Genomic DNA, 12736 nt, shown 5'->3' on the forward strand with positions numbered 1-12736 from the left:
CCCGGGGCATGTCGGCGGATGTCAGGCGGGGTTGCGTCCGATGAAGAACTCCCGGAAGGGGTCCATGCTCGGTTCGAGCCCGGAGTCGATCAGTCCCTTGCGCAGCGCCGCCATCTGGCTGTCCTGGAGGCGCATCGTGGGCTGGCGCAGAGGGCCGCCGTTGTAGCCCTGGAGCCAGCCCTGGAACTTCCAGGCCATCCGGTTGAGGACGGACCCGCCGTGCATGCCCTGGAAGAGGCCGGCCTTGGTCTTCCGTGCCGGGTGCAGCTGCCAGTAGATCTGCGTGGCGTCGTCGTACTTGCCCTCGCGCAGGAGCTCCATGACCCGGGGAATCATCGGGCCGAAGTACTCGTGGTCGCTGGTGGCCGACAACTGGATCGGCATGACCTGCGACAGGGGGATCAGGTCGCCCTCGATCGGTACCGAGATGACGACCTCGTTCCCGAAGAGCCGGTTGCACTCGACGGCGCTCTGGATGTTCGGATAGCCGCCCTCGGCCTTGATCACCGCCACGTTGGGAAGGTCGTCGATGAGACGGCGGATCAGCCGGGTCGGGATGTCGGAGGGGTGGATCCTGGAGGAGAAGTTCCAGATCGTCATCGGGAACAGGATGACGCCCAGGCCGGTGGCGTCGCAGACGGCCTTGGTGTACTCGTACACCTCGTCCTCGGACTCCGGGTAGAAGTTCGGCGGGTACGCCAGCAGGACGAGGTCGGCGCCGGCCTCCTCGGCGCCGCGGACCGCCTCCAGGTTCTGCTCCAGGTCGTTCCAGCTCGCGTGGTGGACGAGGTGGAAGTCGTCGCCTGCCTCGTCCTTGGAGATCCGGAGGAATTCCAGGTACTCGGGCAGCGTGATGCTGATCTCCGAGATGCCGAGCGTGCCGATGAACCCGTGTTCCTTGGCCAGCCGGATGTCGTGGCGGATCGCTTGCTCGTTGATGCCGCGGAGGTCGTTCGTGAACGACGGAATGGTGCAGTTGACGGCGCCGACCAGCTTCTCGCGGGCCCACTCACGGGCTTCCGCGCGGCTGTATGCGGGCATGGTGCCTTTCCTCTCAGGTCATGGGTCGCCTACGGTGCGGACGGTGCGGCTCACATCGGGCCGGCGCCCTCCCAGGACAGGTACTTCATCTCCAGGTACTCGTCGATGCCGTAGACGGAGCCCTCACGGCCGATGCCCGACTGCTTGACGCCGCCGAAGGGCGCGACCTCGTTGGAGATCAGGCCGGAGTTGATGCCGATCATCCCGGCTTCGATCCCCGCCGCCACGCGCCAGACGCGCTCCGCGTCCCGGCTGTAGAGGTAGGCGGCGAGTCCGAACTCGGTGTCGTTCGCCATGCGGACGGCGTCGGCCTCGTCGGTGAACCGGATCAGCGGCGTGACCGGACCGAAGGTCTCCTCCCGGGTGATCACCATGCCGGGGACGACGTCGGCCAGCACCGTCGGCTGGAAGTAGAGTTCGCCCCGCTCGTGCCGTGCCCCGCCGCACAGGACGCGCGCACCCTGGCCCGTCGCGTCGGCCACATGTTCTTCGACCTTGGCGACGGCGGCCCGGTCGATGAGAGGACCCTGCAGCACACCGGGTTCGAAACCGTCGCCGACGGGCATCTCGCCCACACGCTTGGCCAGTTCCTCGGCGAAGCGTTCGTAGATGCCGGACTGGACGTAGACCCGGTTGGCGCTGATACAGGCCTGACCGGTGTTGCGGTACTTGGCTGCGATCACACCGGACACGGCGACATCGAGGTCGGCGTCGTCGAAGACCAGGACGGGAGCGTTCCCGCCGAGTTCCATCGACACCTTCTTCACGGTCTCGGCGGACTGGGCGATCAGCAGACGGCCCACCTCCGTCGATCCGGTGAAGGTGACCTTGCGTACGACGGGGTTGCCCGTCAGCTCGGGGCCGATCTCACGGGCCTTGCCGACGACGACGTTGAACACGCCCGCCGGGATGCCCGCACGCTCGGCCAGCTCGGCGAGTGCCAGGGCGGTGAGCGGGGTCTGTTCGGCGGGCTTGACGACCATGGTGCAGCCGGCGGCGAGCGCCGGTGCCGCCTTGCGCGTGATCATCGCCGCGGGGAAGTTCCATGGCGTGATGGCGGCGCAGACGCCGATGGGCTCCTTGAGGACGAGGACCCGGCGCGAGGGGTCCGGGGCGGCGAAGATGTCACCGCGGACCCGCTTGGCCTCCTCCGCGAACCACTCGATGAAGGAGGCGGCGTAGGCCATCTCACCCCGTGCCTCGGCGAGCGGCTTGCCCTCTTCGAGGGTGATCAGCCGGGCGAGGTCCTCGGTGTGTTCGGTGACGAGATCGAACCAGCGGCGCAGGAGCTGGGCGCGCTGCTTGCCCGACAGGGCACGCCAGCCGGGCAGGGCACGGTCGGCCGCGTCGATCGCTTCGGCGACCTGGGGACGGCTGAGCGAAGGCAGTTCGGCGAGGGCCTCACCGGTCGCGGGGTTGGCGACGGTGAAGCGACCGGAGTCGCCCTCTTCGATCCATTGCCCGCCGACATACGCGGCCGTACGGAGAAGTGCTGGGTCGTCCAGGACGCGGACGGCGGTGGTGGTGGTCATATCTATGTCACTCACTTGTGAACCGGCTGGATGCGGATGGGGAGTTGGACGCCGAGCCCGGAGTCCTGTGCGCGGCGCGCGCACATCGCGGCGACCGCGAGGTCCTGGATCGCCGAGCCGACGGACTTGTACAGAACGAGCTGGCTGGCGCTGGTCCGTCCCGGGACCGTGCCGCCGACGAGGGCGGCGAGAGAGCCGATCCGGTCGCTGATGTCGATGCCGGCCTCCCGGGCGGCGATCAGGTCGCCTGTGTCGTGGAGGACTTCCTCGACGACGTCGGCGATGACGACGTCCGCGCGCCCGATCACCTCGGTGTCGACTTCGCGCTGTTCACGCACCGTCGAACCGATCGAGACCACGGTCATGCCCGGCCGCAGCCATGCGCCGCGCAGGATCGGGGTCTCGTCGTAGGAGCGGGCGGCGCAGATCACCAGTGAGGTGCCGGCGATCGCCGCTTCCGGGGACTCGGCGGGAACGATCGAGGTGCCGAGATCGCCGAGTTCGTCGGCGAAGCGGGCGCGGCTCTCGGCACGCGGGCTGTAGACGTGCACGGACTTGAGGTCGCGCACGGCGGCCAGGGCGCGCACATGCTTCTTCGCCTCGAATCCGGAACCGATGACGGAGACGTCCAAGGGGCCACGCACGGCGAGCGCCCCGGCCGCGAGCGCCGAGGTGGCCGCGGTCCGGTAGCCCGTGATCGAGTTGCCGTCGAGAAGGGCGACCAGTTCGGCGGACGACTGGTCGAACAGCGAGATCAGGTACGAGAACTGCCGGGGTCCCATGGCCCCGGCGATGACTTTGGTGCCCATCAGCCCGCTGTCGCCGGAGACTCCGCTGAGGGTCCGGACCCAGTTGCCGTCGCCGCGGGCGATGACCCGGGTGGGGAAGCGGGCGTCGTCGTCGGCCGCCGCATACGCCTCGCGCAGCGCCGCGATCGCGAGGTTCCAGTCGAAGGCCGACTGAACGGCCGCGTCGTCGAGTAGGAGGGTCATGCGCGCCGATCCTTCCGTTGGGGCATCGTTGCCTACCTATCGGTGCCCGTCCATATTAAACGAATCGTCTCGTATAGATAAGGCCCTGGAAGGGTGCCGGAGTATCTCGTCTCACCATGCTGAATGTACTGGTGAGTGGTCGAGGGCGAACGAGAATCCAACTGGTTCTTTTCCTGGACGTTCCGTTTCGGAACGCCTAGGGTGTGGCCGGGTGGAGAGGGGCACTCCCATGGCCCGGTGGGCGGGGTGCGCGAGCGGTGGGACGCGTTGTGTGACGGGGCCGTCGACGCCACTCTGCTCGGACCGCCGCTGGGCCCCGGGCCCGCGCTGTGGGGTTCGGGCGCTCGTCCGGTACGTCGGTCGTCGCCTGTGGCGGCGCCCAGGCCACCGTGCGCGGACTGCTGGGCGTCACCACCGACAAGTTCGGCGCCGGCGACCCGACGAGCTGGTCGGCACCCGTTTCCCGATCGTGGCCCGATCGGACATGCTGGAGGGGCCGGACCTCGGGGCGCGTGCCCTGATCGGTGACGCCGGCGACTTCGCCGTACTGACCCCTCCGGAGGAGACCGAGGCGCTGCTCGCCGCGGTCGGCGCACCCCGCGGTCGTGGTCCGTCCGGACCGCTACGTCCTCGGGACGGCCCGGGACTCGGCGGCCCTCGAAGCCCTTCGCGCGACTCTCCCCAGGGGCCCGGCCGGCACCCTGCCGGGGCAGAGCGCCGACGCGGACCTTGCCCGAGCCTGACCACCCCCCAGCACACCCACACCGCCGGAGTGACTAGTGTCTTCCACACCCATCACCCATCTCCGGCACGTCGACATCGCCGTGCCGGACTACGACAAGCAGGTCGCCTTCTACGAGCAGAAGTGGGGCCTGACCGAGACCGGCCGGGACGGTGACGTCACCTACTTCGCCGCCGTCGGATCACCGGAGCAGTACGTCATCCGGGTCCGCCGCTCGCAGGACAAGCGCCTCGACCTCGTCGCCTTCGGCTCGCCCGACCGCGCCACCGTCGACGCCCTGGCCGAGAAGCTGGGCCGCGACGACGTGAAACTGGTCGCGGAGCCGGACACACTCCAGACACCGGGCGGCGGATACGGCTTCCGCTTCTTCGATCTGGAGGGCCGCACCATCGAGGTCTCCACCGAGGTCGACTCCCGCACCCACCGCAAGATCGAGGAACGCGAGGACATTCCGGTTCGCCTGTCCCACGTCGTCCTCAACTCACCCGAGCCCGAACGCATGCGCGCCTTCTACGAGAAGTACCTGGACTTCCGGCTCTCCGACACCCTCGTCCACCCCCGGATGGGCGGCCTGATGTGGTTCATGCGGTGCAGCCCGCAGCACCACAGCATGGCCATCGCCCGCTGCCCCCACGCCTCCCTGCACCACGCCTCCTTCGAGATGCGCGGCATCGACGAGTACCTGCGCGGCAGCGGCCGGCTCCTGCGCGACGACGTCCCCAAGATCTGGGGCCCCGGCCGCCACCTGGCCGGCGACAACTGCTTCACCTACTTCAAGGACCCCAACGGCAACACCATGGAGTACACCACCGAGTTCGCCGACCTGGACGAGGACACCTGGCACCCCTCCCTCTTCGACACCGGCAAAGTCGAGACCGCCGACCAGTGGGGAACGGCGAACGAGATGAACGAGTTCGTCACCCGGGAGATGTTCAACGACCCCGACACGGGCCTGTTCACCGCACCGCCGGTCTGATCTGTCCCGGGTTCATCCGTCGGTCGGCGAATCCGTCTCCGGCAGCGGCGCGAGCCCACGGATGCCCATGTCCACCAGTTGCTCCGCGAGGGAGTCGTCGAGCGGGGCGAGTCCGAAGAGCAGATTCAGGTAGACGGGGGAGTAGAGCAGCTGTGTGGCGGCAGCGGGCGCGAGGTCGGCGCGGAAGACCCCTTCGTCGATGCCGCGCTGCATGAGCTTCTCCACCGCCCGGTACCGCTCGTCCCAGAACCGGGAACGGAACGTCTGCAGCGTGGCGGGGTCGTACTGGCACTCGGCGATGATCTGGGAGATCAGTCGGCCCTGGGGGCCTGCGTACTGGGCGATCAGCGACTTGAGATGCGTGAGGAGTGCCTCCCGTACAGGCATCTTCTCCGGGATCCGGGTCTGCGCCAGGTGGTTGTCCATGAAGGCGTCGATCACCACCGCGGCCTTGCTGGGCCACCAGCGGTAGATCGTCGCCTTGCTGACCTTGGCGCGCTTGGCGATCGCCTCGATGGACAGCTGTTGCACCGTGACGGCCCGTCGGCCGTCCCGGATCAGCAGATCCATGGTCGCGTCCAGGACCGCTCTACGACTCGCTTCACTTCGCACCGCCACGCGCCCCAAAGTACCGCACGCGATCAGGGCCCGGAGCGGCGGCAGGAAGGGATCGACAGGTCAGGCCACCTTTGATGCGATACGGAACGTTTCGAATGGTCTGGGTCGGGGTCCCCTCCGCGATCAGCGGCCCCTACGACGACGTGATCCTCCCGGCCGCGGAGACGACCACGACTGGGAACTCGAACTCGGCGTGGTCATCGGCCGTGAGACCCGGAACGTCACGGTCGAGGAGGCACTCTCACCCTCCGGCCCGGCGACATGATCATCACCGGTTTCCCGGCAGGCAACGGCTCACACTACGGCCGCTTCCTCCAGCCCGGTGACGTCATGGACGACGAGATCACGGGCCTCGGCGCACAGCGCACGGTCTGCCGCGCGGCGACACTCCGCACCACCTGACCGACCTCCATCCGACATGACCGCACCCGCCCCGGAGGCTCAAGGCCGACCGGGGCGGGGCGCAGGGGGACAGGAGGAAGGATCAGCCGAGGCCGTCCGCTCCGACCTGTACGGCCGCCTCGTCGAGCACGGCGTCGGACACGGACTGGGGGCTCCCGTCGAGGTCGAGGACGGGGGTGGCCTCCTTGTACCAGGAGGGGATCACGGCGTTGCCCCAGAAGTCGCGGCGGCGGTCGTCGTGGACGTTCCAGCGGTATGTCTCGTGGTCGGGGTCGCCGGTGTAGTAGTCGGAGGTGTAGATCTCCACGCGGTGGCCGTCGGGGTCTCGGAGGTACAGGTAGAAGGCGTTGGAGACGCCGTGGCGGCCAGGGCCTCGTTCGATGTGGTGCTCTTTGTGCAGCGCGCCGAAGATGTCGGCCGCGCGCAGGACTTGGTGGGATTCGTGGGTGGCCACGCCGAGGTGGTGCAGGCGGGGTCCGGCGCCGCCGGTGAAGGCGACGTCGTGGACGGTCTGTTTGCGGTACATCCAGGCGGCGTAGAGCTCGTGCTCGCCGTCCTCGCTCTGTCCCTCGATGGTCTCCGAGCAGCCGAAGCCGAGGGACTGGTAGTGGGCGTAGGCGGCGGGGATGTCGGGGGTGCAGATGTTGAAGTGGTCGAGGCGGGCGATCTCGGCGCCGTGGCGGAGGTCGTAGCGCTGGATGAGGCGCTCGGCGCGGTCGATCTCGTGGAAGAACTCGACGGGGAAGCCGAGCGGGTCGATGACGCGGACGGCGTCGCCGACGCCGTGGGTGCCCTCGCCCTTCTTCAGCCGCTTGACCGGGCGGCCCAGCTGACGGAAGAACTTCTCCGCCTTGTCGATGTCGTCGGGGGTGCGGACCCGGTACGCGAGGTGGTCGAGGGCCGCGATCGGGCCCTTGCGCAGCACCAGCGAATGGTGCGTGAGCTCGTCGGTGCCCCGGAGGTAGAGGGCGTCTGTGTCCTCGTACTGGACGTGGAAGCCGAGCATGTCGACCCAGAACCAGCGGGCGGCACCGAGATCGGTGACGGCCAGCTGGGCGTAGGCGGAGCGGATGACGTCGGGGGCGTCGGGATGCGGACGCGTACTCATGAGGCGGCTCCGAAACGGGGGGTGTGGACATCGCCGAGCGCGACGTGCACGATCTTCGATTCCGTGTAGAAGTCGACGCTGTGGGCGCCGCCTTCGCGGCCGACGCCTGAGGCCTTGACCCCGCCGAAGGGCGTGCGCAGGTCACGGACGTTGTGGGAGTTGATCCAGAGCATTCCGGACTCGACGGCGTGGGCGATGCGGTGGCCGCGCTTGAGGTTCGAGGTCCAGATGTAGGCGGCCAGACCGAACTGGGTGGCGTTGGCCAGCTCGATCGCCTCGGTCTCGTCGTCGAACGGGGCGACGGCGACGACGGGTCCGAAGATCTCCTCCTGGAAGATACGGGCGTCACGCTCGACGTCGGCGAAGACGGTGGGCTGGAGGTAGTTGCCGTCGGTCAGGTGCGCCGGCCGTTCGCCGCCCGCGACCAGCCGGGCTTCCTTCTTGCCGATCTCGACGTAGTTCAGGACGCGTGCGTAGTGCTCGGGGTGGACCAGCGCGCCGACCTCGGTGGCCGGGTCGGAGGGGAGCCCGACGCGTACGTTCGCGGCACGCTCGGCCAGCCGGCGGGTGAACTCCTCGTACAGCGGACGCTCGACCAGGACACGTGAACCGGCGGTGCAGCGCTCGCCGTTGAGGGAGAACACCCCGAACACGACCGAGTCCAGGGCGGCTTCGAGGTCGGCGTCCGCGAAGACGACGACCGGGGACTTCCCGCCGAGCTCCATCGATGTGGTCTTCAGGTGCTGTGCGGAGGAGCGGATGATGTGCCGGCCGGTGTCGGTGGAGCCGGTGAAGGAGATCAGCGGTACGTCCGGGTGGTCGACGAGGGCCTGCCCGGCCTCCTCCCCGATGCCGTGCACGATGTTCACCACACCGGCCGGGGCCCCGGCCTCGGCGAAGATCTCCGGCCACAGCGACGCGGACAGCGGGGTCCACTCGGCGGGCTTGAGGATCAGCGTGCACCCGGAGGCCAGCGCGGGCGCCAGCTTCCAGCTCTCCAGCATGAACGGGGTGTTCCACGGGGTGATCAGCCCGGCGACCCCGACCGGCTGCCGCACGACGTACGAGAACTGCTCCTCGCCCTGCCGGAACGCCTCCTCACCGAGAGCCACGATGACGTCGGCGAAGTAGCGGAAGTTCTCCGCCGCCCGCCGGGCCTGGCCCCTCGCCTGGGTGATCGGCAGACCGGAGTCGTACGACTCGAAAGCGGCCAGCCGGTCGTGCCGGGCCTCGACGGCGTCAGCGATGCGGTAAAGAACGTTCGCGCGGGCCCGGTTGGACAGACCGGCCCACTCGGGGAACGCGGAGCGGGCGGCTGCCACGGCACGGTCGACATCCGCGGCCGCACCGCGGGCGGCCCGGGTGTACGTGGTGTTGGACGCGGGGTCGGAGACGTCGAACGTACGGGCGTCGACGGAGTCGACCAGTTCACCGCCGATCCAGTGCCGGATGATCGAGGGAAGGTTCTCGGGTGTCACTTGTCGGCTCCGATCGGTGCGGTGAGGTCGCCGCCCTCGGCGAGCAGCGCGCGGATCTTCGTCAGGCCCGCCTCGGTCGGCCCGGTCAGCGGCGGACGGACGTGGTCCGAGGCGATGCGGCCCTGTTGGGCGAGGACCCACTTGGCGGGGGCGGGATTGGTCTCGACGAACAGCAGGTCCACCAGCGGGTGCAGGCGGTAGTGCAGGTCACGGGCGGCGTCGAACTCGCCCGCCTCCCACAGCTCGTACATGCGGGCCACCGCGCCGGGCGCGAGGTTGGCGACCGCCGACACGAACCCCGCCCCACCCAGCGCCATCAGCGGCAGGCACAGCAGCTCGATACCGGACCACACCAGCAGCGAACGGCCACACGCGTGCAGCACCCGCGAGAAGTGCTCGAAGTCCTTCGTCGTCTCCTTCACACCGACGAAGTTCTCGAAGTCGGTGAACAGCCGCTTCACCGTCTCCGGCGCGATGTCCACAGCCGTGCGCGAGGGCACGTTGTAGGCGACGATCGGCAGGTCCGGGAACTCCCGGGCCACCGTCGCGTACCACTGGTACAGGGCCTCCTGGGTGGGGCGCGCGTAGTACGGCGTGATGACGAGGGCGGCGTCCGCGCCCAACTCCTGTGCGGCGGCCGTGATTTCGAGTGTCTCGTCCAGCTTGTGCGAGCCCGTGCCGGGCAGGAACGGCACGCGGTCGCCGATCTCCTCGACCGCCGTACGCAACCCGGCGATCCGCTCCGCCACACTCTGCGCGCTCGGCTCGCCCGTCGAACCGCCGAGCGAGATGCCGTGCGAACCGGAGTCCAGCTGGAAGCGGATCAGCGCCCGCAGACTGTCGTGGTCCACGGCGCCGTCCGCGGTGAACGGTGTGATGACCGGGGCGATGGACCCGCGGATGACCGCCGGGTCGCTGCGGAACTTCACTGTGACTCTCCCTTGCACCAGTTCTCATAGGCGTCCCGCCAGGCCGGGCCCAGGGGGTACAGGCCGTCGACGCTCTCGCCGGCGGCGACCTGCTCGGTGATGAAGCGCTCCTGCCGTTCCTGTTCGCGGCAGGCGGCGATCAACTCCTCGGCGAGGTCGGGCGGTACGACGACCACGCCGTCGGCGTCGCCGACGATCAGGTCCCCGGGCTGGACCAGGGCGCCGCCGCAGGCGATGGGCACTCCGGTGTCCCAGGGGACGTGCCGACGGCCGAGGACGGACGGGTGGGCGCCCGCCGCGTAGACGGGCAGGCCCAGACCGGCGACGACGGCGCTGTCGCGGACCGCGCCGTCGGTGACGACTCCGGCCGCGCCTCGGCGGTGCGCGCGGAGCGCGAGGATGTCGCCGAGGGTGCCCGCGGTCGCGTCGCGGCGGGCGTCCATGACCAGGACATGACCGGGGCGTACTTCCTCGATCGCCCGCTTCTGCGCGTTCATCCCCGTGCCGTAGCGCTTGAAGAGGTCCTCGCGCAGCGGCAGATAGCGCAGTGTGTGGGCAACGCCCACCATCGCCGCGCCGTCCGGTCCCACCGGCCGCACGCCATCGATCGACATGTGCGGCAGACCTCGCGAGCGCAGCTGCGCGCTCAGCGTGGCCACCGCCACCGAGCGCAGCCCGGCCGCCAGTTCCGGTGCGAGCAGCGGCTCCGGCTCGTAGGAGAGCCCGTAGGCGGCCTCCCGTTCCGCCGGGTCGGTCCTGGGCATGGCCCCGTAGGCGGCGAGCGGGTCACCTTCCGCGACGGGGTTGCGCAGCCGCCCGGTGGACAACTCGCCCGCGGTGACCTCCACCTCGACCAGGTCACCGGGCCGGACGACCGAGGCACCAGCCGGCGTACCGGTGAGGATCACGTCGCCCGGCTCCAGCGTGACCAGCCGCGACAGATCGGCGACCAGCTGCCCGAAGGGGAACAGGAGGGTGTCGGTGGTGTCGTCCTGCACCAGGTCGCCGTTCACCCAGGTCCGCAACCGCAGTGCGGCCGGGTCCAGTTCACGGGCGTCCAGCAGGCGCGGGCCGATGGGGGTGAAACCGTCGGCGCCCTTGGAACGGAGGTTGGAGCCACGGTCCGCGTACCGCAGGTCGTACACACCCGCGTCGTTGGCGGCCGTCACCCAGCGGACGTACGACCAGCCGTCCTCCGGCGTCACTCGCTGCGCGCGCGAGCCGATGACGAGGGCGATCTCCCCCTCGAATCCGAGGAGTTCGCACCCGGCGGGACGGACGATCGCCTCCTTCGTGCCCGCCAGGGACGACGGCGGCTTCAGGAAGTACGACGGCTGGGAGGGGACCCGGCCCCGTTCCTTCGCCCGGCTGGGGTAGTTGAGGTGAACCGCGATGATCTTCGTCGGTGGGTTCCCGAGCGGGTGCGTCATCAGGAACGCTCCAGGAAGGCCTGCACCTTGGCCTTGTAGGGCTCACGGTCGTACGACTTCACGTAAGCGCCCGCCATGCGGACCGGGTCGCCGAAGAAGTAGTACTCGTACAGGGCCTGGCGGCTGGAGAACGCGGAGATGCAGGTGTCCCAGACCAGACGGAACAGCTTCACGCGCTCTGCGCCGGTCAGGGTGGCCGACTGGAGGTAGGCCTCGATGTCCTCGGCGGCCGGGCCGTTGATGTCGAGTTCGGTCGGGGTGGCCATCAGGCCGGAGGCGCCGAGCTTGCGCAGGATCTGCGGGAAGCGCTGGTAGAGCTTGGGGTAGAGGTTGCGGGCGGCGTTGAGCGGGGCGAAGGCGGGGGTGAGGACGCCGTACTCGTTTACCTCGGCGTCGGCCTCGGCGGCGCGCAGGAAGGCGCGGAGCATCTCCAGGGTGGCGATGATCTCGGCGACGTCCTCCTGGACGTGCTGGAACTGCTCGATGCCGATGGCCTCGGTCAGCAGTGTCACCAGGCCGAGGATGTACTCGGTCTTGGCGGTGGTGCGGGTGACGACCTGATGGGTCATGTGCACCACGGAAGCGGTCTGCGAGTAGAAGCCGTTGCACAGCTCGGCGTCGCCGAGGGCGAAGCAGCGCTCGAAGGGCACATGCACGTTGTCGAAGACGACCACGCAGTCGGATTCCTCGAAGCGGGAGCCGAGGGGGTGGTCGTGGCGCGAGCGGTCGTAGTCGAGGGGCTCGCGGGCGATGTAGCGCAGTCCGGGGGTGTCGTTGGGGATGGCGAAGGCGTAGGAGTACGGCTTGTCCTCGGGGGTGCCGCGCAGCACCGTCGAGGGGAAGACGAGCATCTCGTCGGCGAACGGGGCGATGGTGGCGAGCATGCGCGCGCCGTGGATCACGACGCCGTTGTCATCCTCCTTCACGATGCGGGCCGCGAGCTTGCCGCCGGCCTGCTGGGTGCCGGCCACGGACCGGTTGACCTGCGGCGGGATCAGCGTGTGCGTGCACAGCAGGTCCTCTTCGCGGACCTTCTCGTAGTAGCGGCGGATGTTCTCGCCGAAGGCCGGGTTCGCCTGGGCGAACCAGTCGGCGGCCGAGGCGAGCGCCATGAGCGAGCTGTTCATGTAGTCGCCGGTGCGGCCGAGCATGCCGTTGCTGTGGTCGGCCCACACCTTGACCGCCTTGCGGCGCTTGACCAGGTCCTCCGGGGTCTTGGGGGTGAGGAAGGAGGTACCGACCGGCTCACCGGAGGTGGGGGAGGTGTAGGTGAGGACGTCCTTGTGCTCGTCGCTGTGCTGCAGGTCGTACAGCTCGGCGTACGTCCGCACCACGTTGCGGAAGGCGGGGTGGTCCTGGACCCCGCCGGTCAGGGTCTCGCCCTGGATGTGGACGGTGGGGCGGGAGGCGGCGAGGCGCTCCAGGTATTCCTTGCCGGTGCGTGCGGCCATGTTCGTGCTCCTGATACGTGGTGCGGGTCAGCGGTAA

11 protein-coding genes are annotated in these 12736 nt (G+C 69.3%); 2 read left to right on the forward strand and 9 right to left on the reverse strand.

Features of this window, described 5'->3' with window-relative positions; genetic code table 11:
- Nucleotides 1-21: 21 nt before the first annotated feature.
- Genes ABT147_RS28115 through ABT147_RS28125 form a run of 3 tightly spaced genes read right to left on the reverse strand, consistent with a single transcriptional unit; the run spans nt 22 to nt 3565 of the window.
- Nucleotides 22-1041 (reverse strand): dihydrodipicolinate synthase family protein, encoded by a 1020-nt coding sequence (locus ABT147_RS28115; protein WP_351411065.1) that lies wholly within the window; start codon nt 1039-1041, stop codon nt 22-24.
- Nucleotides 1042-1091: 50 nt separating this feature from the next.
- On the reverse strand, nt 1092-2573 hold the full coding sequence (locus ABT147_RS28120; RefSeq protein ID WP_351411067.1) for an NAD-dependent succinate-semialdehyde dehydrogenase: 1482 nt from the start codon (nt 2571-2573) through the stop codon (nt 1092-1094).
- 11 nt (nt 2574-2584) lie between these two features.
- Nucleotides 2585-3565 carry an ornithine cyclodeaminase family protein gene (locus tag ABT147_RS28125; protein WP_351411069.1) on the reverse strand — a complete coding sequence of 327 codons (981 nt, stop codon included), beginning with the start codon at nt 3563-3565 and terminating at the stop codon, nt 2585-2587.
- A 779-nt stretch (nt 3566-4344) separates the two neighbouring features.
- On the opposite strand from ABT147_RS28125, the gene ABT147_RS28130 reads away from it, so the two are divergent.
- Nucleotides 4345-5283, forward strand: coding sequence for a VOC family protein (locus ABT147_RS28130; RefSeq protein ID WP_351411072.1), 939 nt, complete (start codon nt 4345-4347; stop codon nt 5281-5283).
- 12 nt (nt 5284-5295) lie between these two features.
- Here ABT147_RS28130 and ABT147_RS28135 read toward each other — a convergent pair whose 3' ends face one another.
- Nucleotides 5296-5901 (reverse strand): TetR/AcrR family transcriptional regulator, encoded by a 606-nt coding sequence (locus ABT147_RS28135; protein WP_351411074.1) that lies wholly within the window; start codon nt 5899-5901, stop codon nt 5296-5298.
- Nucleotides 5902-6162: 261 nt separating this feature from the next.
- Between ABT147_RS28135 and ABT147_RS47420 the strand changes: the two genes are divergently transcribed.
- Nucleotides 6163-6303 carry a hypothetical protein gene (locus tag ABT147_RS47420; RefSeq protein ID WP_502983176.1) on the forward strand — a complete coding sequence of 47 codons (141 nt, stop codon included), beginning with the start codon at nt 6163-6165 and terminating at the stop codon, nt 6301-6303.
- Nucleotides 6304-6385: 82 nt separating this feature from the next.
- Here the strand turns inward: ABT147_RS47420 and hpaD are convergent, their stop codons facing one another.
- Genes hpaD through hpaB form a run of 5 tightly spaced genes read right to left on the reverse strand, consistent with a single transcriptional unit; the run spans nt 6386 to nt 12699 of the window.
- Nucleotides 6386-7411: a 3,4-dihydroxyphenylacetate 2,3-dioxygenase gene (gene hpaD, locus ABT147_RS28145; RefSeq protein ID WP_351411076.1), complete on the reverse strand. Its 1026-nt coding sequence runs from the start codon at nt 7409-7411 to the stop codon at nt 6386-6388.
- Nucleotides 7408-8889 carry a 5-carboxymethyl-2-hydroxymuconate semialdehyde dehydrogenase gene (gene hpaE, locus ABT147_RS28150; RefSeq protein WP_351411078.1) on the reverse strand — a complete coding sequence of 494 codons (1482 nt, stop codon included), beginning with the start codon at nt 8887-8889 and terminating at the stop codon, nt 7408-7410. The genes hpaD and hpaE overlap by 4 nt, the downstream gene beginning before the upstream one ends.
- Complete coding sequence (dapA, locus tag ABT147_RS28155) at nt 8886-9818, reverse strand: 4-hydroxy-tetrahydrodipicolinate synthase (RefSeq protein WP_351411080.1); 933 nt, start codon at nt 9816-9818, stop codon at nt 8886-8888. The genes hpaE and dapA overlap by 4 nt, the downstream gene beginning before the upstream one ends.
- Nucleotides 9815-11248: a fumarylacetoacetate hydrolase family protein gene (locus ABT147_RS28160; RefSeq protein ID WP_351411082.1), complete on the reverse strand. Its 1434-nt coding sequence runs from the start codon at nt 11246-11248 to the stop codon at nt 9815-9817. Before ABT147_RS28160 ends, dapA begins: the two co-directional genes overlap by 4 nt.
- Complete coding sequence (gene hpaB, locus ABT147_RS28165) at nt 11248-12699, reverse strand: 4-hydroxyphenylacetate 3-monooxygenase, oxygenase component (protein WP_351411084.1); 1452 nt, start codon at nt 12697-12699, stop codon at nt 11248-11250. Before hpaB ends, ABT147_RS28160 begins: the two co-directional genes overlap by 1 nt.
- Between the last annotated feature and the right edge of the window lie 37 nt (nt 12700-12736).

The organism is Streptomyces sp. NPDC001868, assembly GCF_040297125.1.
In the GTDB taxonomy this organism is placed as follows: Bacteria; Actinomycetota; Actinomycetes; order Streptomycetales; family Streptomycetaceae; genus Streptomyces.

Excerpts from the sequence above, each read along its gene's own strand:
- ABT147_RS28115 (WP_351411065.1), bottom strand. The coding sequence starts at position 1,041 with ATGCCCGCATACAGCCGCGCGGAAGCCCGTGAGTGGGCCCGCGAGAAG.
- ABT147_RS28120 (WP_351411067.1), bottom strand. The coding sequence starts at position 2,573 with ATGACCACCACCACCGCCGTCCGCGTCCTGGACGACCCAGCACTTCTC.
- ABT147_RS28125 (WP_351411069.1), bottom strand. The coding sequence starts at position 3,565 with ATGACCCTCCTACTCGACGACGCGGCCGTTCAGTCGGCCTTCGACTGG.
- ABT147_RS47420 (WP_502983176.1), top strand. The coding sequence starts at position 6,163 with ATGATCATCACCGGTTTCCCGGCAGGCAACGGCTCACACTACGGCCGC.
- hpaD (WP_351411076.1), bottom strand. The coding sequence starts at position 7,411 with ATGAGTACGCGTCCGCATCCCGACGCCCCCGACGTCATCCGCTCCGCC.
- ABT147_RS28160 (WP_351411082.1), bottom strand. The coding sequence starts at position 11,248 with ATGACGCACCCGCTCGGGAACCCACCGACGAAGATCATCGCGGTTCAC.
- hpaB (WP_351411084.1), bottom strand. The coding sequence starts at position 12,699 with ATGGCCGCACGCACCGGCAAGGAATACCTGGAGCGCCTCGCCGCCTCC.